This is a genomic window from Treponema sp. R8-4-B8 (assembly GCF_054786175.1).
This window is the reverse complement of record NZ_BDHE01000480.1, coordinates 78,983-101,325: the sequence shown is the minus strand read 5'-3', so window position 1 is coordinate 101,325 and position 22,343 is coordinate 78,983. Positions and strand designations below refer to the sequence as shown.

Annotated in this window: 22 protein-coding genes; 9 read left to right on the top strand and 13 right to left on the bottom strand. The window is 41.6% G+C overall.

Features of this window, described 5'->3' with window-relative positions:
- Positions 1–26: 26 nt before the first annotated feature.
- From ACYVRA_RS10065 to ACYVRA_RS10055, 3 genes are read right to left on the bottom strand one after another with little or no spacing between them, the layout of a single operon-like run.
- Complete coding sequence (locus tag ACYVRA_RS10065) at positions 27–803, bottom strand: amino acid ABC transporter ATP-binding protein (RefSeq protein WP_461252567.1); 777 nt, start codon at positions 801–803, stop codon at positions 27–29.
- 7 nt (positions 804–810) lie between these two features.
- Positions 811–1,473, bottom strand: coding sequence for an amino acid ABC transporter permease (locus tag ACYVRA_RS10060; RefSeq protein ID WP_461252566.1), 663 nt, complete (start codon positions 1,471–1,473; stop codon positions 811–813).
- A 6-nt stretch (positions 1,474–1,479) separates the two neighbouring features.
- On the bottom strand, positions 1,480–2,277 hold the full coding sequence (locus ACYVRA_RS10055) for a substrate-binding periplasmic protein (RefSeq protein WP_461252565.1): 798 nt from the start codon (positions 2,275–2,277) through the stop codon (positions 1,480–1,482).
- A gap of 125 nt (positions 2,278–2,402) precedes the next feature.
- Between ACYVRA_RS10055 and ACYVRA_RS10050 the strand changes: the two genes are divergently transcribed.
- Complete coding sequence (locus tag ACYVRA_RS10050; protein WP_461252564.1) at positions 2,403–3,080, top strand: flavin reductase; 678 nt, start codon at positions 2,403–2,405, stop codon at positions 3,078–3,080.
- A gap of 2 nt (positions 3,081–3,082) precedes the next feature.
- Here ACYVRA_RS10050 and ACYVRA_RS10045 read toward each other — a convergent pair whose 3' ends face one another.
- A complete protein-coding gene (locus tag ACYVRA_RS10045) occupies positions 3,083–4,015 on the bottom strand; it encodes a DUF1848 domain-containing protein (protein ID WP_461252563.1) in 933 nt (310 codons plus the stop codon).
- A gap of 170 nt (positions 4,016–4,185) precedes the next feature.
- Positions 4,186–4,398: a hypothetical protein gene (locus ACYVRA_RS10040; RefSeq protein WP_461252562.1), complete on the bottom strand. Its 213-nt coding sequence runs from the start codon at positions 4,396–4,398 to the stop codon at positions 4,186–4,188.
- A gap of 394 nt (positions 4,399–4,792) precedes the next feature.
- Here ACYVRA_RS10040 and ACYVRA_RS10035 point away from each other — a divergent pair, with 394 nt between their 5' ends.
- Positions 4,793–5,386 carry a hypothetical protein gene (locus ACYVRA_RS10035; RefSeq protein ID WP_461252561.1) on the top strand — a complete coding sequence of 198 codons (594 nt, stop codon included), beginning with the start codon at positions 4,793–4,795 and terminating at the stop codon, positions 5,384–5,386.
- Positions 5,387–5,416: 30 nt separating this feature from the next.
- Here ACYVRA_RS10035 and ACYVRA_RS10030 read toward each other — a convergent pair whose 3' ends face one another.
- The 6 genes from ACYVRA_RS10030 to ACYVRA_RS10005 form a co-directional block, all read right to left on the bottom strand.
- Positions 5,417–5,875, bottom strand: a complete 459-nt coding sequence (locus ACYVRA_RS10030; RefSeq protein WP_461252560.1) for a virulence RhuM family protein — start codon at positions 5,873–5,875, stop codon at positions 5,417–5,419.
- Positions 5,865–6,977: a PDDEXK nuclease domain-containing protein gene (locus ACYVRA_RS10025; protein WP_461252559.1), complete on the bottom strand. Its 1,113-nt coding sequence runs from the start codon at positions 6,975–6,977 to the stop codon at positions 5,865–5,867. The genes ACYVRA_RS10030 and ACYVRA_RS10025 overlap by 11 nt, the downstream gene beginning before the upstream one ends.
- Before the next feature lie 180 nt (positions 6,978–7,157).
- Positions 7,158–7,751 (bottom strand): hypothetical protein, encoded by a 594-nt coding sequence (locus ACYVRA_RS10020; RefSeq protein WP_461252558.1) that lies wholly within the window; start codon positions 7,749–7,751, stop codon positions 7,158–7,160.
- A gap of 1 nt (position 7,752) precedes the next feature.
- Positions 7,753–7,908, bottom strand: coding sequence for a hypothetical protein (locus tag ACYVRA_RS10015; protein WP_461252557.1), 156 nt, complete (start codon positions 7,906–7,908; stop codon positions 7,753–7,755).
- 222 nt (positions 7,909–8,130) lie between these two features.
- Entirely contained in the window at positions 8,131–8,796 is a 666-nt protein-coding gene (locus ACYVRA_RS10010; protein ID WP_461252556.1) for a lysoplasmalogenase, read from the bottom strand.
- 77 nt (positions 8,797–8,873) lie between these two features.
- The gene (locus ACYVRA_RS10005; protein ID WP_461252555.1) at positions 8,874–9,593 is read right to left on the bottom strand and encodes a hypothetical protein; all 720 of its coding nucleotides are present in this window, start codon (positions 9,591–9,593) and stop codon (positions 8,874–8,876) included.
- Positions 9,594–9,728: 135 nt separating this feature from the next.
- Here ACYVRA_RS10005 and ACYVRA_RS10000 point away from each other — a divergent pair, with 135 nt between their 5' ends.
- Genes ACYVRA_RS10000 through ACYVRA_RS09975 form a run of 6 tightly spaced genes read left to right on the top strand, consistent with a single transcriptional unit; the run spans position 9,729 to position 17,013 of the window.
- Positions 9,729–10,961, top strand: a complete 1,233-nt coding sequence (locus tag ACYVRA_RS10000; protein WP_461252554.1) for a TetR/AcrR family transcriptional regulator — start codon at positions 9,729–9,731, stop codon at positions 10,959–10,961.
- Positions 10,958–11,110, top strand: coding sequence for a hypothetical protein (locus tag ACYVRA_RS09995; protein ID WP_461252553.1), 153 nt, complete (start codon positions 10,958–10,960; stop codon positions 11,108–11,110). Before ACYVRA_RS10000 ends, ACYVRA_RS09995 begins: the two co-directional genes overlap by 4 nt.
- Entirely contained in the window at positions 11,107–12,561 is a 1,455-nt protein-coding gene (locus ACYVRA_RS09990) for a TolC family protein (protein ID WP_461252552.1), read from the top strand. Before ACYVRA_RS09995 ends, ACYVRA_RS09990 begins: the two co-directional genes overlap by 4 nt.
- Positions 12,561–13,514: an efflux RND transporter periplasmic adaptor subunit gene (locus tag ACYVRA_RS09985; protein WP_461252551.1), complete on the top strand. Its 954-nt coding sequence runs from the start codon at positions 12,561–12,563 to the stop codon at positions 13,512–13,514. Before ACYVRA_RS09990 ends, ACYVRA_RS09985 begins: the two co-directional genes overlap by 1 nt.
- A gap of 2 nt (positions 13,515–13,516) precedes the next feature.
- On the top strand, positions 13,517–16,744 hold the full coding sequence (locus ACYVRA_RS09980; RefSeq protein WP_461252550.1) for an efflux RND transporter permease subunit: 3,228 nt from the start codon (positions 13,517–13,519) through the stop codon (positions 16,742–16,744).
- Positions 16,741–17,013 carry a PG0541 family transporter-associated protein gene (locus tag ACYVRA_RS09975; protein WP_461252549.1) on the top strand — a complete coding sequence of 91 codons (273 nt, stop codon included), beginning with the start codon at positions 16,741–16,743 and terminating at the stop codon, positions 17,011–17,013. The genes ACYVRA_RS09980 and ACYVRA_RS09975 overlap by 4 nt, the downstream gene beginning before the upstream one ends.
- Before the next feature lie 173 nt (positions 17,014–17,186).
- Here ACYVRA_RS09975 and ACYVRA_RS09970 read toward each other — a convergent pair whose 3' ends face one another.
- The gene (locus ACYVRA_RS09970; protein ID WP_461252548.1) at positions 17,187–17,423 is read right to left on the bottom strand and encodes a PBECR3 domain-containing polyvalent protein; all 237 of its coding nucleotides are present in this window, start codon (positions 17,421–17,423) and stop codon (positions 17,187–17,189) included.
- 518 nt (positions 17,424–17,941) lie between these two features.
- On the opposite strand from ACYVRA_RS09970, the gene ACYVRA_RS09965 reads away from it, so the two are divergent.
- On the top strand, positions 17,942–21,190 hold the full coding sequence (locus ACYVRA_RS09965; RefSeq protein WP_461252547.1) for a caspase family protein: 3,249 nt from the start codon (positions 17,942–17,944) through the stop codon (positions 21,188–21,190).
- A 141-nt stretch (positions 21,191–21,331) separates the two neighbouring features.
- Here ACYVRA_RS09965 and ACYVRA_RS09960 read toward each other — a convergent pair whose 3' ends face one another.
- On the bottom strand, positions 21,332–22,318 hold the full coding sequence (locus ACYVRA_RS09960) for a PilZ domain-containing protein (RefSeq protein WP_461252546.1): 987 nt from the start codon (positions 22,316–22,318) through the stop codon (positions 21,332–21,334).
- Positions 22,319–22,343 lie beyond the last annotated feature (25 nt).

Here is a 22,343-nt window from a genome sequence, read left to right as displayed (position 1 = left end):
ATTTTAATATTTCAAGCAAGAATGAATTACAGAACGCTCTGTAAAAATTGCCTTGTTCTGTCGTTTGAGGGGTTGGTAAATAACTGTTCGGGAGTGCCAATTTCCAAAATGGAGCCTTCAAACATGAACACTACCCTATTTGCCACTTCTCGCGCAAAGCCCATTTCATGGGAAACTACAAGCATCGTCATGCCGCCTGAGGCAAGCTGTTTCATGACTGCCAGTACCTCGCCGACTAGTTCGGGATCAAGGGCGGATGTCGGCTCATCAAAGAGCATTATTCTTGGCTCCATGGCAAGCGCGCGGGCAATCGCTACGCGCTGCTGCTGACCGCCTGAAAGCTGCGAAGGGTACGCGTTAATTTTATCGCTTAAACCAACCCGCTCAAGTATCTGCTCGGATTTTGCCCGCGCCTGAGAAAGGGGCAGTTTGCGGACATTGTGAGGAGCTAGCATCACGTTTTCCAGCGCGGTTCTGTGGGGGAAAAGATTAAAACGCTGAAAAACCATTCCCACTTCCAAAAGAATTTTATTCCGCTCGTCATTGTGCATTTTTACATTATTGACTCCGTTATGGCAGTCAAAAAGCAAATTGTCTTCGATAAATATTTGCCCCTCGTCAATAGTTTCCAGCCTGTTAAGGGTGCGAAGATACGTCGATTTGCCCGCGCCGGACGGCCCGATTATGCACACAACTTCACTTTGTTCAACAGTTAATGAAACTTTTTTTAACACCTCAAGCGGCCCGCGCCCGTTACTGCCATGAAAAGTCTTGTTTATTTCTACGGTTTTTATCATTGACATAACAGGCTCACTCGTACACCGAATATTTATTTTCCGCCTTACGGAAGACATAAGAGAATACCGCCGTGATGATCAAATACAGAATCATGGCGGGAATGTATACAAGAGCCGATCTTGTGGAGCCTTCGATATTCCTTGTAGCCTTCGTAATGTCAACTAACGCAATCATGGAAACCAAAGAAGCGTCTTTCAGCATCATGATAAATTCATTGCCGACAGGGGGAATTAATCTGCGGATGGACTGGGGGATGATTACAAGGCGCATTGTTTGCGCGTAAGATAATCCCAATGCGCGGGAAGCTTCAAACTGCCCTTTATCGATGCTTTGAATCGCCGCCCTGATTATTTCCGCGCAGTAAGCGCCCGCGTTTAGCGAGTAAGCGATAAATGCCGCAAGGAAGCGGCTGTTAATTGTCAGCGCCGGAAGAATCATTGGAAGAGCGTAATAAACAAAATAGAGCTGCATTAAAAGCGGAGTCCCCCTGAAAAAGAACACGTATGCGCTGCAAATTTTATTTATTACTATATTCTTTGACATCTTCCCCAACGCCAAAAAGAGGCTGAGAATAAGCCCGGCGCTGACAGCCGATACCGTCAGCGCGATAGTTACTCTAGCGCCTCTTAAAAGCTGGGGCGTCCATGAAAAAACAATTGTTCTTAAAGTTTCCATTAACCTTTATCGCCGTACCGGTGAAACCAGATCCATTCCATTAAAAATTTCTTTTGATATTTTCAACATGGTTCCTTCCGCGAAAAGTTCATCCAGCGCCTTGTCTATCGCCTGAGTTAAAGCGTCGTTTCCATTCCTCATACAAACGCCGAACTCTTCCTCTCCGCCCTGCCAGACAATTTCATAGAAGTCAGAGCGCGCTACATATTCATAAGCGACCAGAAGATCGGTCATGATGGCATCCACGCGGCCAAGGCGCAGTTCGTCAAAACAGTACATTACTTTGTCATATTCATAAGGCGTAAACAGCAACCCGCTTTCCGCTAGTTCCGTCATGTAACTGTCGGACGTTGTTTCTTCCTGATAAGATACGCCAAGCCCCGCAAGGTCCTCTGGAGAGCGCACTTTATACTTTGAATCCTTAGGCATAACAATGGCTAAGGTATTTTGAATATACGGTTTGCTGAAATTATGCGCCGCAAGCCGCGCGGGATTGATTGTCACCGAGGAGATAATACAGTCAAACTTCTTTGTATTAACCGCGGCAAAAATACCATCCCATGCCGTATCCACAAACTGAACTTCAAGCCCCATTTTTTGAGCGAGAGCCTTACTAAAGCTTACGTCAAAACCAATGGGAGTAACGCCGTCATCCGCCATATATTCCATTGGGGGATAACCAATCTCCATACCGACCATTAAAACGCCTTTTTTAATCGTCATACTGCCCGAATCTTTTGAACAGCCGGCGAATAAAACCGCGACAACCGCTAAAACAGAAAAAACAACCGCAATCTTTTTCATTTATTTACCCCTTAAAATCATTGAATTCCTTATAATTTATAGTAATCTGTTAATAATGTCAAGATAAATTTGACGAAGGTTGCCCTAGAAAAATTTTCAGTTTATAATGAAAAAAGAGGTAATTCATGGATAGATCAACATTATTTAAGCTGTCTTCAGGCTTATATGTCATCGGTACAAAGGACGATGAAAAAAAATCGCAAACAGGATTCGCCGGCTGCGTTGTCAACACTGTGGTACAGGCGACCTCAAAACCTGTAACCTTGACAATCTGCGTCAATAAGGATAATTATACGAATCCTTGCATAAAAAAAACAAACGAATTTTCCGTCTCGATTTTATCTGAAAAAATTAAAGAAAGCACTATAGGACTTTTTGGCTTTTCAAGCAGCAGGGAAAAAGACAAGTTCTCCGAGATTCCTTTTGGCCTAACGCCTTCCGGCATGCCATACATAAAAGAAGGCGCGACGGGATACATTCAATGTAAAGTACTCGGCTTTACAGATAACTATACCCACACGATTTTTATCGCGGAAGTTCAGGAAGCCGAAAATCTATCAAATGACCCGCCTATGACTTATGATTATTATCATAAAGTGATAAAAGGAAAATCTCCTAAAAACGCGCCTACATATGTGGAAGAGAAAACCAATTCCGCGGACGCCGTTTCCGATTATTCATACAAATGCAGCGTCTGCGGATACGAGTACAAAGGCAGCAAGGAAGAGTTTGAAAAGCTTCCCGATGATTACAAGTGTCCTATGTGCGGGGTGGATAAGAAGATGTTTGTCGCCAGGAAATAATCTCAATTGTAATTAAACTCTTGAAATGTTTTTTCACGCGTTTTACGTTCTTTTACAATGTCATCAGGACAAATATCGCCGATTAATAACGGTGATGACGAAATATGTTTTTTAATATTATTTTTAACAATAGTATTGTTATGATTCGCGTAACAATAAACGCAGCCGTTATAGCATGAATTATATTCGCCTATATCAACGCTTTTTACGCAACCGCATTCCAAACGCTGATTCTTGTCTTTTTCAACAAGTAAATTATTTCCTGTTATTTTTGAAATTAACCCGTCGTCTATGCAGCGCGCGTGACTAATGCCATATCCAAAAAGATCAATATCTTCCGCGCACGTATCAATTAAAAAATTGTTATTTCTCGCTATTTCTGAAAAATTTTGGGCAATAATATTCTTTTCTTCCGTTGATATTTCAGTAATCTCTAACAATTTAATATTTTCAGTTATCTTTTTATAAAAATCAATAAAACTAATTGTTACTTTTTCCGTATATCCTTTAAGAGCATTTGATAATTTTTCAAATTTATCAATATGATATGTAATACTATATTTGCCGCTAATTAAAATCGGATCATAGCGCCAAATAACTTTCTGCGGACCAATTATGTCGGATAATTTTTTAAAAGTTTCAATTATTTCAATTTTGGACGGCAGTCTTGTTTCAATATCCGCTTCATACGGGGTAAGGGTAAATTGAAAATAAAATTTATAATCATTTAATAAATCAAGATTATCAATCATCGGCTTTGGATTCTTGCTCCAAAAAACAATACAATCAACAATTTCAGGATCAAGATTTATCGCTTTGATCTGGCGCGTATTAAAAGGATTTCTTACATAAACGATTTTTTCTTTTATTCGGTTAAAAAACCATCCCGAATAATATGAGGGAATATCAGTTCTTCTGCTCGCGCTTAGTATCATGATTGGGTTATTTTATACTATACATACGTAAAGATATTGTCAAGGGGTTTTTAAATATTCATCTCATCATAAAGTCAAAGTTCATATCATGCCTGAATAAACGCGCGTTTCGCAGACTGTAAGGCGAGAAACTTCAAGTGAACCGATAAAAACAACCAGTTTTTAGGGTACTAACCTTTTGAACTTGTTTTACCAAGAGCTCCTACTCTATCTTGATCATCTAATATTTCATCTTCAACTTTATTTATCTTAGCATTATATTTTTCTTCTTCTTTTATACAATTTTCCTCCACTCCATTTAAATCTTTTTCACGTTTAGCTTCTTCATCTCTTTCCATCTGAATTAAGTCATTCATCTCTTTTACTCTTTCTTTCTCTTTCATAACAATCCTTCCTTGCAATTTGATTATATAATAGGGAAACTCCCTTATAAAATTTATGCATATTTAGTATGTATTAAAATATTTTACATGTCAATAGATTTTAGATAATATTTTATTATACCTAGTGAAATAGTATGTTTAGGCGATTGGCATGGTTTTTATACAAAATTTTTGGTACGGATATTATTATGTCATGCCCACGCTGAACTTGCGCTTTTTTAGGCAAGCATATAAGGTGTGCCATAGACCGCGACATGACATAGGTATTTGAAAAACAGAGGAAATTGGAATTTTTTGTTTGTTTTTATTGACAAAACGCTTTTAAATTGAATATAATTTTTTATATTATGGAGCTTTTATATGAATAGAGGTTTATTTACTAAGAATTTTTTTTTTGATTGTTTTTTTTACCATACCAATATCATCTATTAGTTCTGAAGAAAGAAACGCTTTTGTTCCTTCAGTAAAAATTTCTCTTGGCGGAGTTGTTAGTTTTATTGCGGCTGAAACTGAAGCATATAAGTTTTCAGATAATAATTATATATATAATTATGGCGGATCTTCATATTTTTTTAATTGGTTAAGTCCTACAATTAATGCTATGGTTTTGTTTACGCCAGAGAATAAATTTTGTTTTGGATTTGGCGGAAATTTTACTATAGCGTTATATGGATTATTTTTTACGAAAACTACTCTTAACCATACGCATCCTGTAACAGGGGGTTCAATAGCTCCTTATGGAATCATAGGATATGATAATTTTATTCTTCATATTGGTTATGACTTTGGAACAGGCTCTCTTTATCTCGCTCCTCAATATATAATAAATAAGCATTTTATGATTGGAATTCAGATGTCACCTTTTGCGAACAACCATCAAGGGCTTTATTCTATTCTTTTACCCCCTAAAGAGAGAGTAAATCCACCAAACCCTTATTGGGAGGATAATTTTTTCCAGATTGGTTTATCGTTTCAATATATTTTTTAGTTATAGATGAAAAAATAACGATATTTTCATTTACACAAAAAATTCCTTTGTTATGGGGGCGAGACATGTCCTGTCTATGACATAACCCCTTAACGCATAATCCATAAGAACCGCCGTAGCCCATTGACGGAAAGCGGTAGCCCGCTTGGTGTTAATTCGGTATCCTACGGCGATTATGGCGTCGAGGTTGTAATGCTTAACTATTCTTTGAACTTCCCGATTACCCTCTTGTTGAACTACCGAGAAATCCTCGGTAGTTGCAGACTCTGAAATTTCACCTTCCGCATAGATGCTTTTTAAGTGCAAAGATATGTTGTCTGTGGAGCAGTCAAACAAAGTGGCTATGAGTTTTTGGCTTAGCCAGATTGTTCCATCCTGTACACGGACTTCTATCCAGCTTTCGCTGGATTTGCCGTTTTCACCTGCTTGCTTGGTGAAAATGAGAAATTCGGCGGTGCTGTTACGGATTTGTAGGGTTTTAGGGGGCATGGCGATCTGTATTCCTTTTTTTATAGTTTAATTTATTGTTTTTTTTATTTAACAATTTTTTTCTTTCTTCGATTTTATTACTGTTCAATTCAGTTAACTGGTTATTCAATAACTGCCTCAGTTCTTCTTTATTGGGCAAATATAACTGATATTTTGAAACAAACAATTGGCTGTTCATCCCATAAGTGGCATATTCGACAAGAAGTTCGTCTTTTTCTTTTGAAAGTATTATTCCTATTGGCGGATTATCGTCTTCGGCGTTCTCTTCATTGTCAAAATAACCCATGTACATATTCATCTGCCCTATATCGCCATGTTTTACTTCATTGATTTTGAGGTCTATAAGAACGAAACAACGCAGTATCCGATGATAAAAAACTAAATCAACCTTGTATACGTTATTGTCAATGATTATCCGATATTGCCGCCCGACAAAGGTAAATCCTTTGCCAAGTTCAAGAAGAAAGTTTTGAAGGTTATCAATTAACCGTGTTTCAAGTCCCTTCTCGGAGATAATATAAGGTTCGGGTATTTTGAGAAATTCAAAGACATACACATCTTTTATTAAATCTTCGGGAGATTCAATTATTTGCCCCTTTTTTGACAAGGTCAGCATCTTGTTCTTGTCTTTGGCAGACGCAAGACGTAGAAATAAAGCAGAATCCTTTTGTCGTCTTAACTCTCTAACGCCCCAATTTTCCAATATATTTTGTTGGTAATAAAACGACCTTTCTATTTCATCGTCAATTTTTACCAATTCGCAATAATGAGACCATGACAATTTGTGAGACAGTGTCTCACAAATTGGAAAGAGCAGATAAAAAAGACGCATATAGTTCAGATTTGACCGGCTGAATCCCCTGCCATGCCGTAAAGTCAGGTCTTTTGCCAGATTTTCCAAGAGTTTTACACCATATTGCGCCTTTTGCTTTCCACCTTGTTCATACTCAACAATATATTTGCCAATATTCCAGTTTGTATTGATGATGCTTTCATTTACAGATAATACAGCATGTGTCTGCCCTTCAATATAACGTTGGGATATTTTATTGAGTAAGGTTTGGTAAGGGGATTTGGTCAATGTTTTTTTATCGGGTTTCATATATTGCTCCTTATACTACACAAACGTAAAGATGTTGTCAATGGGCACTCATGGTAAAAAAAGCAGAACAAATTCAATGCAAATATGGTTCATTGAGCTCACGAAGTTTGTTTTTCTATGATAATTCTCTCAGCAGTGCTGAGAGAATTTGACCGTCTTTATAGGTTTGTATTAGATTGATTAATGGTCATTTATATCTTCATTCTTGTCCATTTCAACAAGATGTAATTCCTTCTGTAAAACAAAATAATGTTTTCTGTTTTTACTGCGGCTATTATAAATCATTTCTTCAATTTGATTCGAGTAGCGCAGTTCTTTTTCAATTAATTCTTTTAGTACCCTTTTTTCGTCTTTGTCAATTTCCTCTTTTTTGAAACTCATCATAAAGTCAAAGTTCATGCCATGCCTGAATAACCGACCCGGCAGAGGGTGATGTTTCCTATCACCAATAATAATTCCATATCTGATAAATGGAGTTATCGTTTTATGATTTTGAGCTTTATAACTGTATACAATGGCGTCATGGGTTGTAACATGAGATAATTTCACTTCAATAATAATTCGAGGCTTTATAAAATCAGTAGTTTGTTCATAAATAAGTAAATCGGTTTCAAATGACGTATTCAATCCTGGCTTTGGGTCAAAATCTAATTTGTATTTAACAATTTCACAGGCATACGGGATATTTATTAATGTATCAACCTTGATATTATCAGAAAATTTTATTGAGGATAAATATTCTTTTACGCTCTCTGCCCATTGATTTTCATTCATTTTACGACTCCACTACCTTAATCTCATCTTCCGTTAAATTATACAACTCATAAACCGCAGTATCAATCGCCTTATCAACTGCGTTAATTTGCCGAGATATTACCGTCTTTAAATGATCGCTCAATTTGGCGGCTTCTTTTTGTTTAAGATCAAGCATTTTGTCTACAAGCGAGACAAGATTGTCGTGAATTTTTAATTCTTGCTTATTATTTTTATCAATAATTTTAACAGGAAACGGATTTATATATTCTGGTGTTAATCAATAAGCATTTCCTCTTAACGCTCATTAATAGAAATGCGCTTATATCTCAAAACATCCAAATCAACTAAAAACAAGAAAACTCAATCCTGTTTTTTGACCTAGCGCCTTCCCCCACATCTACCCCAACAAACAAAACCCCAAAGTAATAAGCAATTGAGCCGCGATATAAGTTATCATCACGTAAACAAAAAGCGGCTTCTTGCGGAAAGTTACAAGCGCCAACATTGTATCGGAAGCGAGGAAACAGAGGCTGCCGGCGAATATAAGAATACCAAACCATGAGCCATGCGCTAGGAAAAGTTGTAACGCTGAAATAACCATTATTAGGATTATTGTCTCGTAGGCGATAACGGGAATTTTCATTTCGGGTGACGGTTTAACCATTTTAAACGCGATGATCCCATAACAGACGGCGGCGGCAACGCTGATAATCAGAATAGGAAAATGATCAAGCGGCATGGCGTAAGAAAACATCGTTATTATATAAAAAATATGTCCTATTAAAAAACTGGCGAGTCCAAACTTGAAAAAAAACGGGTTATTGATTTTTATCAGTAAAACGTCGCCAAGCCACGCGAAAACAAGAGCCAGAATAATTGTTAGAAGATGTTTATTAGGGCCGGAAATATACACGGCCAGAATAAAGGGGACAAGACAGCTTTTCAATATAAATTGAAAAACACTTTCTTTAAAAAATAGAGTGATAATATAAACAAGCGACACAACTCCAAGCGCAATCAAGAAAAAAAATTTTGGTTCAGAAAGAAAAATAATCGGTTCCATAAAAACGCTCCTTTAAAAATAATAGATATAACAACATTATTATTATATCACTAATAAATATTTTTGTTAAGCGGTTTTTACCGTATCTTTGCCTTTATCGCCTTTCCTTTTTTTGTCAGAAATGAATCGTTCTGTAACACGATATTGATAATTCCGTCAGAGTAGGGCGTTATGGTATAAACATTCCAGACAAGTTCCACGCTGTCATGATTTATATTAATTGTGTCAGGAGGCCATATATTGTCTCTTAATAATTGATCAACTCTGTAATCTTCCTTAATCATCTCATATAAAAAATCATCGGGAAGCGGAGTCGCTATATCATTTATGCCTAGAAGACGCTCCTGCGCTATATCAATAATAAAATATTCAGTCCAAATATTTGAATGGGCGGCGGAAGAAAAAACATAGTACTTGTTATATTCAATTATTATATATGAATCGTTATAATGCAGGATATTATAACTTTCATTAAAATAGGATTGATTATAATATTCATTCCCGTCTTTTCCGATTATTGGCAGGAAATCATTAACATTTATTGTTTTAATAAATTCTTCTTGCGCGAGAGTAAAATACTCGTCAAAATTTTTACCTTGATAAACAAGCCTTTCCACCAGTCTAGCGGTCTTTTTTGAATAACCGACATTTTCAAGACGAATATCAAACTCGGCTTTGAATGTTCCTTTAATCATCATCTCGTTTTGATAGTGTTTGCTGATAATATCATCAGTATTCTTACAGCCGTAAATAACTACAAAACTGACAAATAAAATTAAAAAATATCTCAATTTCATGCCCTCGTTCCCCCTTATTTTATCAATATAAAAAAGAAAAAATAAAAAAGCAAGAAATTTTTCAAAAACCTTGTTGCTTTTTTAATTTCTGTCGGTTATAGTTATGTTAACGAACGGTCGGTAACTGAGGTTAAATTGACAAAGACGGAAATTGAGGATGCGGCGTTCCGCGTTTGGGGCCGCAACTTTTACAGGAAAACCAGTCTCTCACAGCTTGCAAAAGAATTAGGAGTAAGCAAGCCCGCCCTGTACCGCCATTTCGCGAGCAAACAGGAACTTACATCTGCCATGACGGAGCGATTCATGGATGATTTTGCGAATTTTGTCCGCCCGGATTTTGATAGGGCTTTACAAACAGACGACGCTGATGACGGCATTTCTATAATTGTCCAATGCGTTACGGATTATTTTGCGCGTAACGTTTACGCGCTCATTTTTTCCATAACGAACATTTACGAACGCAATCTTGAAGTTTATTCAATAGCCGACAGGCTTAAATCACGGGGTGTTGACATGGGCACGCTTGAGCGCGTAATAGAAAAAAAATATAAATGCGATCAAAAAGTAGTAAGGCTTGTTTTTGCCGCCCTCACGTTTTTAATGTCTTATTTTCATAAATTAAAAAATACAATAGAAAATCCGCCTTCTGACGAAGATATTAAAAATATAACTACATTGATAAATATGACGATTAAAAACGGCTTTAATCTTCCCCCTCAAAAGGCATCGCCGGATTTTGAAGATTTGGAAAACAAGATTGACAAGATGGCGCTTAACGCTGAGATTGAGCCATTTTTTAAGGCTGTTGCCGAAGCCGTGGCTGAAGCTGGCCCGTGGGACGTTTCAATGGAGATGGTCGCTAGAAAATTAGGGCTTTCTAAGAGCAGTTTATACGGACATTTTAAAAATAAAAAAGATATGCTGCGCCGCCTCTTTATTACCGAATTCAAGCGCATTATAGAATACGCCCGGCAGGGAATTAATTTGTCAGTAAAAGCGGAAGAACAGTTATATCTTGGGATTTTCTCAATCGCGGTTTATCTTAGGGCAAGGCCGGAAATACTTATCGCGATGAATTGGTTTCGCACGCGCAAACTGGATCTTGGCAGGCCGGATAAAAATCTTGAAATTTTCAGGCTTTTTGAGGACGTTGATATTGAATCAATCAGCGGCTCGGCGGAAGATGACAAACAGCGCATATCCCACATGATTTGCTTTTTATTGATAAATATTTTAGTGCATCCTACTCAGATATTTTCCGTTAAGCGGGAAGATATGATCAAAATTGATAATTTAAAAGCGCAAAATAATGATATTAGGATGTTATATAAATTTATAACTCAGGGGCTTGGGGGCTTTACACAATGAGAAAAAAACATTACATTGCGATTAATCGCAATATCAGGCGGAGCGAATGTATGTGCCGCCTTGGAATACAAGGCAAACTTTTACTTTGTATTCCGTGGATTAATAAAGGCCGCGCGTTAAGCGGACCAAAGGAAGGAGTCAATGTATGAACCTTAAAAAACGGAATGCAGGCGGGTTAAAATATCCGTTCTGTCTTGCAATCATCCTGTCGTTATGTGCAAACTTGCAGGCGCAGGAGTCGGGAGCTTCTCCCATGAAGTTATCCCCCGACGAGGCTGTTGAGCTTGCGCTAAAAAACAATTTGAGTCTTGAGTCTTCGCGAACAAGCATGGCGACAAAAAAACGCGCTTCGGATCTGTCATGGAATCAGTTTATTCCCAATGTAACGGTTGCTGGAATTCTATCCATGGATAATGAAGCAAGTACCGTTACTGGAATGGTTCCGGTGGATATGGCAAATGTATTTGGCGGCCCGCCATTTAATCTGCCGCCTGACACTTTATACGCGGTACGCCCCTACTCTGTTGACGCTCCCCAATGGCACATTGCGGCTAACATTCAAATGTCTCTTACAATCAGCGCGGCGATGTTTGAGAACATGAAACGGCTTCGCCTTGACTATGAGGGCGGGCTTTTAAGTTATGAAAAAGCCAAGGCGCAGTTGGAACGCGACGTTCGCAAAGCGTATCATAATATTCTTCTGTTGCAGGAAAATATCGCACTTATGCGCGGCAGTTACGCAAACGCCGAGCGTCAGGTGCAAATGGCGCAGGCGAATTACGACGCGGGTCTCGCTCCCGAACTGACATTGCTTCAGGCGCGGGTGGCAAGGGAAAATATGCGGCCTGTTATCGATCAGGTGGAAAACGGGATGAAACTTGCCATGGCTCAGTTTGCCATGTTTCTGGGCATGGATTACAACGTTAATTTTGAACTGATACCAATGCCGGAAATCACAAATTTTGTGCCGCTTGACGTTTCTGAAATGATTTCTAAAGCGTCAAAAGAAAAACCTGACATTCAGGAATTAAGGCATACAATACTGATGATGCAAAGCGCGCGCAGGGCGCAAGTGTACGCCCTCACCCCAAGTTTAACTTTAGGCTGGAACACTACTTCGGCGTTTATAAAAGATCCGTGGAAAGACGCTTGGTTCGATTCAAGCGACGACTGGCGAAAATCAGGCTCTTTTTCCCTAACTTTTGGCTTGCGCCTGCACAGTTTAATCCCCTACAGCGCCGATTTTCAGGGCATAAAAAATCTTGACGATCAAATTAAAACCGCCACTATCGGACTGGCGCAGATGATCAATGGAACAGAAATTGAAATTTACAACACCGTGTTATCGCTTGAAAGAACGCGGGTAAACACGCAGGCGCAGGCGGAGACTGTCAGGCTTGCCGAACAGTCGTACCGCCTAACTGAAGAGGCGTACAGGGCCGGCTTGCAGGATTATTTTCAAGTTCAAAACGCGGAACAATCCATGCGGCAGGCGCGGGTTCAACTGCTTGAACAGCAATTTAATTATCTTAACGGTCTTATCGATCTTGAATATTCAATTGGAGTCCCGTTTGGAACTCTTTCAGGAAGGAGCGAATAATGAAAACAAATATTTCACGTAACAAAAAATTATACGGAATCTGCGGAGTAATTCTGTTATTAACGCTGGCGTTAGCCTTTTCCGGCTGCAAAAAAGATAAAAAAGCGGCTGAAAGGGCAAGAGAAGTGCCGGTATTCGCAGTCAATACAACTCTCGCGGTTAAAGGGCAAATACAGGATTATCTGACATTTTCAGGCGACATTGTAGCCGGTTCGACGATAGACGTTTATCCAGAAGCGGCGGGAAAAGTAACGGAGGTTTTTGTCTCCGTAGGCGACAGGGTAAGCAGGGGCGGCAGAATCGCTTCCGTCGATCCTTCGCGGCCCGGAATGACATTCCGTCAAAATATAGCGACTTCTCCGATTAGCGGAACCGTCGTCATGATCCCAGCCCAGGTGGGAATGACAGTAAGTCAGGCGGTGCCTCTGGCGCGAATATCAGGCGGAGGAGCGCTTGAAATAAAGCTAAATATAGCGGAACGGTTTATTTCAAGAATAGCGATGAACCAGTCATGCGAAATTACGCTTGACGCGTGGCCCGGCGATGTGTTCCGCGGAAACATAAGCGAAGTATCGCCCACGGTCGATTTGGCGTCGCGTACAATGGAAGCGCGGGTAAACGTAAGGGACTCAAGTTCCAAATTAAAACCGGGAATGTTCGCTAAGGTTCGCGTTGTTACTGAACGGAAAAACAATGTTGTAAAAATTCCGGCTCAAGCCGTAATTAACAGATTCGGGGAACAGTTTGTTTATGTAATAGCGAAAGACGAAGAAAACCCGGATATTAGCATCGTAAAAAAAACAATAGTAACCCCAGGCATTTTAATTGACGATGTAATGGAAATTCAAAAAGGACTTGAGCCTGATGATGAAATAGTCATAAAAGGGCAGACATTGTTAGACGACGGTTCAAGAGTCAATATTATCGAGCGGATGACGCCGCTGGGAGAATAATTATGAGTATGGTAAAAACTGTCGTATCACGACCGACAACATTTTTAATAATTTTTGCCCTGCTTATCGGGCTTGGTTTTTTCGCAATGGCCAATCTTCCAATCGATCTGTACCCGGAAATAAATCCGCCCATCTTAGCGGTGTTTACCACTTATACCGGCGCGGGGCCTGAAGAAGTCGAACGCTCCGTTACGCGCATTCTGGAAGCGGCCCTATCCAGCGCGTCCGGACTAGAAAAACTGACTACCATATCCAGCAAAGGTTCCAGCGTCGCGATTATGGAGTTTACCTACGGGACGGACATGTCGGACGCTTCCAACTCCATCCGCGACCTGCTTGAGCGCGTCAGAAACTATATGCCGACGGACGCGGATACGCCGATGATCTTTAAATTTGATCCGTCCATGATCCCTATTATGGGGCTTATGGTCACCTCGGACAAACGCACTCCGGAAGAGTTACGTGAAATTGCCGAAGACACGATCATCCCGCGCATTGAACAGACTCAGGGAGTGGCGACAGCTTCCGTAAACGGCGGAAGGGAAAGAATTGTCCGCGTGGAAATTCCGCAAAGCCGCCTTGAAGCCTACGCGCTGACAATAACGCAAATCCAGCAGATACTCATGGTACAGAATATGCAGACGGCCGCCGGAACCATCACGGAAGGCGGGCTTTCATACATTCTTACGACAATGGGCGAATATAAATCGTTAGAAGAAATCAGAAACACCGTTATCTCCTACAAGGGCGGCGGCTATTCCGGCGGACAGGTTGAAATGCCAAAGCAAATATACCTGCGCGACATTGCCAATGTATTTGACGGTTACCGCGATGAGACAAGCCTTGTCTATGTAAACGGCAGGGCGGCGGTAATGCTGTCGGTACAGAAACAAAGCGGAAAAAACTCCGTTCAAACCGCGAAGAACCTTCGCGCAAGACTGGATAGAATGGTTAAAGAGCTTCCGCCTGACATAAAAATAACTGAAATTTTTAACACTACGGATACGGTGGAGAATTCTCTTAATCAGGTAACGTCAAGCGCGTTCAGCGGGGCATTGCTCGCGGTATTGATACTTTTTATTTTCCTGCGCTCGATAAAACCGACATTAATCATCGGAATAAGCATACCCGTATCCGTTATTATCACGATGATGTTAATGTACTTTTTTCACCTAACACTCAACCTGATGACGATGGCGGGTCTTGTTCTAGGAATAGGAATGTTAGTTGACAACTCAATCGTTATTCTGGAAAATATTTACCATTACAGGGAAAAAGGCGCAAAGTTAAAAACAGCCGCGGTAATCGGCTCTTCGGAAATGATTGTCGCAATCACCGCTTCTACAATTACCACTATCTGCGTTTTCGCCCCGCTTGTCATGTTTAAGGGGCTTTTGGAAATGGCCGGCGAACTTTTTGCGGGCCTCGCTTTTACAGTCGTCATATCGCTGGGCATATCCCTCTTTACCGCGATTTTCCTTGTTCCCATACTGTCAAGCCATTACCTGCCCCTTGTTACGCGCAAACAAAAACCGCTGACGGGTTTTCTCGCAAAAATAGACTCAAAGTTTGAGCGTTTCTTTATATGGTTGGAAAATAAATATAGGGGCGCCGTAAAAAAAGTGCTTAACCACAAACTGATTGTTATAATTTTCCTGCTGGTGTTATTCGCGGTAAGCATGATTTTAATTCCCCAAATCGGCTGGGAATTTATGCCCCAGCAGGAAGAGGACAATGTAAGCATATCGGCGACTCTGCCGATGGGAACGCCCTTGGCGGAAACAGAAGCGGTTTTACAACAACTCCAAATAATTGTAGAAAAAGAAGTCAAAAGTTATGAAAGAATAATTCTTCGCGCCGGCGGCAGTTCTATGATGGGTATGGGCGGAACCAACACCAATACCGGTTCACTGCGTATCAATTTAAAAAAATACTCTGAAAGAATAGAGACCGCCAATGAAATAAAAGATATAATGCGGCCTTACTTTAACCAGTTCCCCGGCGTATTTTTCTCGTTTAGCACCAGCGGCATGGGCGGCGGAATGTTGGGTGGCGGCAACGTGGTAGACATAACTTTACGGACGGACAATTTGGAAAAAGGCAAGGTAATCGGAGAGAAAATTTCCGCGTTGCTAAAAGAAAGGCTTTCCGATTATGTTAAGGAACCGCAAGTCGATTTAAAAGACGGTCTGCCGCAGTATGAAATTGTTCTTGACCGCGAAAAAATGTACGCGCTTGGGCTTAACACCTACACGGTAGGCAATGAAATTAAAGCGGCGGTTGACGGCATTACCGCGACCAGATTCAAGTCGGGCGGCAAGGATTATGACGTAGTTTTAATTCTTGCGGAAGCCGATCGCAACGCGCTGCCGGCTCTTGATAAAATTTTTATCAGCAGCCAGATGGCGGGCAGGGTTCCCCTTTCAAGTTTTGTCCATTACAAGCAGGGAACTGGCCCTTTAACAATCAACCGCGAGAACCAAAGCCGCGTTATTCACATAACGGCTGGAGGCAAACCCGGAGTAAAAACAAATCTTATACAAGAGCTTGTAGAAGATTTGGTCAGAAGTGAAATTCCCATTGAAGACGACGTAATTATAGAGTATGGCGGCGCAAACGCCGAAATGATAAAATTATTCGGGCGGTTTATATTGATCTGCATTGTAGCCGTTTTCCTTGTTTTCGGCGTTATGGCGAGCCTTTTTGAATCATTCAGGGACCCGTTCATCATAATCCTGACTATCCCGCTTTCCATGATAGGAATTGTCGCTATTTACCTTATAACTAATACAATCTTTAACGTACTGACCGCGGTAGGGCTTCTCGTTCTGTTAGGTGTAATTGTCAACAACGGCATCGTACTGGTTGACTACACAAACCTTCTGCGAAAGAGGGGTTATTCGCTTAACGACGCGTGTATCGAAGCCGCCGGAAACAGACTTCGCCCGATATTGATGACGACGCTCACAACGGTACTGGGACTTTTACCAATGGCGTTCTTCCCCGGCGAAGGCACGGAACTTGTCGCGCCAATCGGCAAGACCGTTCTTGGCGGCCTTTCTTTCGGCACGTTAATGACATTATTCCTGATGCCCGTTGTTTACGCCATAATAAACAAACATTCAGACAGACGCGCCGCGCTTGCACAGGAAAAACGCGATAAAATCGCCGCGGGCGAAGGGCGCGCAAAAACAAAAATATCCGCAAATGCCGATAAGGAGGGATTATGATCAGGGTAGAGATAGTAGCAAATCGTTCCGTCGAGGAAAATATTCTTGAAGCCCTTGCCAAAGAAGGGGTCGCTAAATTTTACACAAAGATTCCCAACGTCTTGGGAACCGGCGCCTGCGGCCCCCGCATGGGGGACGCCGTTTGGCCGGAAGAAAATTTCGCGCTTATCGTTTGGTGCGAGGAAGAGGAAGCGCAGGGCATAAAGCGCGCGATTGTAAAGGTTAAGGAAAAATTTCCGGGGGAAGGGATAAAATTGTTTGGGGTTTAAGCCGCGAACTAATACGGATAAGGGTAATTGTATACATACATATATTTCCCCTTGACAGACAATGGTTCTAGCTTTATATTGTATATTAGCTGGTTGGGGTCGTTTCGGACGTTTGGTCTAGGGGGACGGGTACGTTGCGGTATCTTGTCAAACATTAGACACCCAATCGGGTTTTATTTTTTCTTTTTCCATAGAGTAATTACTCCTATCTGGTTATTTCCTTTTTCAATACTTGCAATGTAAAATGTACCTTCTATTTTCTTGGTAAACATAAGTTTCTTATTGCCTATTTTGTCTTCTCCTGTTTGTTCCACGGTATCATATTCATTCATAATAACAGGAATAAACGCGAAATCCATCGGAGTTATGTCTATTTGTCCCCTTCGTTTTTCATTTTGCCCGAATGTCACTGAGATTGTTGAAAGTGTCCTGTTCGTACTGAGCAGGATTTTGATTGATTGTTTCCATAAACAACTCCTTGAAATTATTTATGTATATATGGCGTGAGGATGCGTGGCGCTTGACTGTTTTTGAAAATTTTTCGAGAAATTTTCACACTAAGAGCACAAAGGTACAAAGATCACAAAGGAAGATCAGGGATTTTTGTTCGAGAGCTTAGCGTGAAGCTTCACGATAAGCTCTCGAACAAGAACCCTCCCAAATTTTCTCTCGCAGAGGCGCGAAGGCGCAAAGTTGTTGTTCGTAGGATCATCGTTTTTCCTTCAAGATTTGTAGTCAAAATTATATATCTTGATCAACGATGAGCTATCGGACAGGAACTTTGCGCCTTTGCGCCTTTGCGAGAGTTTTTTTGTAAAAATTTCAAAATTCTGTGTAACCTCACGCCTACTTAGTGGTTTATTACTATAAATACTTCTCAAAATGCGCTTAAGGGAATAAAATTGTCTGGGTAAGGAGATTACGGCGAATGAAAAAGTTTGTTTGCGTTCTTGCGGTTTTGGCGTCTTTGCTTGCGGATATTGCGGCTCAAGATGTGGCGGTGTTTCCGCAGTTGGGGCATTCAGATATTGTTATCTCCGTAGCGTTCAGCCCTGACGGCAGTCAGATTATTTCAGGCTCGCAGGATAATACAATCAAACTGTGGGACGCGGCAACGGGCAGGGAAATCAGAACTTTTTCAAGGCATACAGGGAGTGTTACCTCAGTAACGTTCAGCCCTGACGGCAGTCAGGTTCTTTCAGTCGCTCAGGATAACACAATCAAACTGTGGGACGCGGTAACGGGCAGGGAGATCAGGACAATTTATTCATATGGTGTTAGATCCGCAGTGTTCAGCCCTGACGGCAGGCAGATTCTTTCAGGTTCCGCCGATCAAACACTGTGGGACACTGCAACGGGCATGGAAATCAGAACTTTTTCAGGGCATACACATCGTGTTAACTCTGTAGCGTTCAGCCCCGATGGCAGGCAGATTCTTTCAGGTTCTTATGATAAAACAATCAAACTGTGGGACGCTGCAACGGGCATGGAAATCAGAACATTTTCAGGGCATACAGATTATGTTGAATCCGTAACGTTCAGCCCTGACGGCAGGCAGGTTCTTTCAGGCTCATGGGATAACACAATCAAATTATGGGACGTTGCAACGGGCAGGGAAATAAGAACATTTTCAGGGCATTCAAGTCATGTTCACTCCATAGCGTTCAGTTCTGACGGCAGGCAGGTTCTTTCAGGTTCTTATGATAAAACAATCAAACTGTGGGAAGTTGCTACGGGCAAGGAAAATAGAACATTTTCAGGGCATACAGCGTGTGTTAGTTCCATATTGTTCAGCCCCGATGGCAGGAAGTTTCTTTCAGGTTCTTATGATAAAACAATCAAACTGTGGGACGCTGCCACGGGCATGGAAATCAGAACATTTTCAGGGCATACAGATTGGGTTAGATCCGTAGCGTTCAGCCCCGACGGCAGACAGATTCTTTCAGGTTCCGATGATAACAAAATCAAACTGTGGGACGCGGTAACGGGCAGGAAAATAAGAACATTTTCAGGGCATTCAGGTTGGATTTTCTCCGTAGCGTTCAGCCCCAACGGCAGGCAGGTTCTTTCAGGCTCAAGGGATAACACAATCAAACTTTGGGACACGGCAACGGGCAGGGAAATAAGAACATTTTCATCAGTTGTTTACTCTGTAGCGTTTAGCCCCGACGGCAGACAGGTTCTTTCAGCAGGATTAGGTCTTAATGAAGATTATAAAGTTATAGAAACAATCAAACTGTGGGACGTTGCGACGGGCAAGGAAATAAGAACATTTTCAGGGCATTCAGATCAAATTAACTCCGTAGCGTTCAGTTCTGACGGCAGGCAGATTCTTTCAGGTTCCAATGATAACACAATCAAACTATGGGACGCGGCAACGGGCAGGGAAATTAAAACATTTTCAGGACATACATCCTATGTTAGATCCGTAGCATTTAGCCCCGACAGAAGTAAGGTTCTTTCAAGCTCATGGGATTACACAATCAAACTGTGGGACGTGGCAACAGGCAGGGAAATAAGAACATTTTCAGGAGATGCATGGTTTGTTAACTCCGTAGCGTTCAACCCTGACGGTAAAACCTTTGTTTCAGGTTCAGATGATAGGACAATAAAACTCTGGGACGTAAATACAGGCCGTGAGATCCGCACTTTGTTGGGTCATTCAAATCGTGTGAGTTCCGTAGCATTCAGCCCTGACGGTAAAACCGTTGTTTCAGGCTCATGGGATAACACCACCCGCATCTGGGACGTTGCCACAGGCAAAGAAATCGCCGCCTTTATCTCCTTCTCCGGCAGCGATGATCAACTTGTCTCCGCTTCCCGAGGCATTGTCGTTGCCGCAAAAGAAGCGGCAAGCTCTATCGACGGCGAATGGGTCGTGATTACCCCCGATGGCTACTATGCCGCTTCCCCGCGAGGCGACCGCTATCTTAATGTCCGTATCGACAATACTGTAACAGGAATAGACAGCTTCCGTTCTATTTTTTACAATCCAGACGTTGTACGCGCACGCCTCAACGGAGAGCCTGATCCGCCCTCTAAGAAAACTGTCACCATACAGCAGGCAGCCGCTTTTATGCCGCCCGCTGTCTCCGTGCAAACACAAACGCGTACAGAGTCTTCTTCCACCGCTAACATCTCCGTCTCCGTTACGGATAAAAATCTTCCCATTAAAAACATTATCGTCATGGTCAACGGGAGGCGGCTGGGCAAAGACGAACTCTCCTTAGCTTCGGGCGCTGTTGGATTGCAGGCGGAAAAGGCAAACATAGCGGTTACGGGCGATCAGAAGACATTGAACTTTTCTCTGCCCGTAAATCTTGACCCAGGCGACAACCGCATTGAAGTGGTAGCGTTTAACGGCTATTCAGAAAACCGACGCTATGTTGACGTTATATGGGACGCGCCCGCGGGTAACAAGCCAAAGCTTCCCGATTTGTGGATACTCGCGATAGGCGTAAACAAGTACGATAACGTGGGGAAGCAGTTGGGTAATCTGCTAAACCTTGACTTTTGCGTGGCTGACGCTCAAGAACTGATTAATTCACTGAAAACGCAGGAAGGAATACGCTACGGTAAGGTGCATAGCCTGTTAATCGCGGATAACGCGGAAATACTGCCTACGGCGGATAATATCCGCAAAAACTTAAAATTTCTTGAAGGAGCGGGGCCAAAGGACGTGGCTCTGCTGTTTTTAGCGGGGCATGGAATGAGCGCGGAAGAAGGGAAGTTTTACTTTCTGCCCTGTGACGCTGTTGTTTCAAGCGGAGGTAATGTTACGCCTGACCGGGCTATTTCTGGGGATGAGATAGTGGCGGTGTTGGACGCGCCGGGGAACAGGCTTGTGTTTATAGACGCTTGCAAGTCGGGAGGAGTTGACAATGACAGAATGGTGCGCCTTTTCATGGACACAAACGCGTATGTGTTTACCGCCTGCCGAGGCAACGAATCATCACTTGAACTGTCATCTCTTGGACACGGGGTATTCACATACAGCGTAATTGAAGCGTTAAAAGGCGCGGCAGGCGCAAGAGCGGCAGACAGCGTAAGCGTAAAAAGCATGAGCGGCTTCGTGTCGATTGACGTGCCACAGAGGACGCAAAACCGTCAGCACCCCAGCGCGTACTCGCTTGGGTTTTATGACTTCCCAATAACGGTCATTGAAGTGGGGCGTTAAGTCTTCATTGCTAACTGCTAATTGCTCATTGCTAATTGCTCATTGCTAATTTCCCTCTTCGTGTCCTTTGTCTCCTTTGTGTTCTTTCTTCGTGTTCTTTGTCTCTTTGTGCTCTTTGTGAGAAATATTTTCAGTTTAATGTTACTTCAGCTCAGAATCCATCCTATGCTGCAGATTCTGCTGAATATATTTTCTGATTTTTACGCGGACATCGGGAGATATTTTTTGGGTAAACAGCAGCACATAAGTCGTATTGCCTAATTCAGTACGGGAACCAAAAACAACCGCTTCTGCTTTTATGAGCATGCTTTGCAGCCTAAGCTGAATATCTTTATAAAGAGTTTTAGCTTTTAAATTCGGATTATTGTCAAAGACGCATGAAATGCCGACAGCGCTGACATCCTTGATTGTGCCTTTAATAAAATTTCCGTCATGCGGTAAATTAATTGTTGCGGTAGTTTCATGTTCGGTTGAAGCTCGAAGATATTTTCTTCTGCCTTTCACTTTCATGCCTTCAAGAGTCTCGCTGATTTTTTGGGCTGCCCTGTTCATGTCCAATTTTAAATTAATAAAGCCGCATGTAACGCTGAATTTTTTAATAAATTTATTTTTATATTCTTCATCGGTATTGGAACAAAAAACTCCCAGTTTGACATCCGGCACGGCGGTACGTATTGTTTCAATCCATTTTTCCAATTCGCTTTTGTAAGTGCTATCATCAAGATTCACATAAACAATTGAATCGCTATATTTCTTTAAAACGCGCGTCAGACGGGCGGACTCCTTTACGGCATACATTTCAAATTCCTGCTGGGTTAATTCATCCATTATTTGGTTTTGCATTTGTACGGACGGACAGAGAAAAAATACCTTTTTACCGACAATTTCAGTATTAACTATTTCATCTTTCTTTTCCGGTTTGGATTCACCCTTAGCCTCGTCAGCCTTCTGTTCCGCTTGAGGTTCAGGTTGGGCAGTTTTATCTTTACCGGCATCCGTTGGTTTTACATCATCTTTCTTTTCCGGCACAGATTCAGATTTAACATTTTTGTCTTTACCGGCGTCCGTGGGTTTTACTTCATCCTTTTTTTCCGGCTTAGAGCCGGATTGAACATTTTTATCGCTCATAAGATAAGAATAAATTAAAATAAAG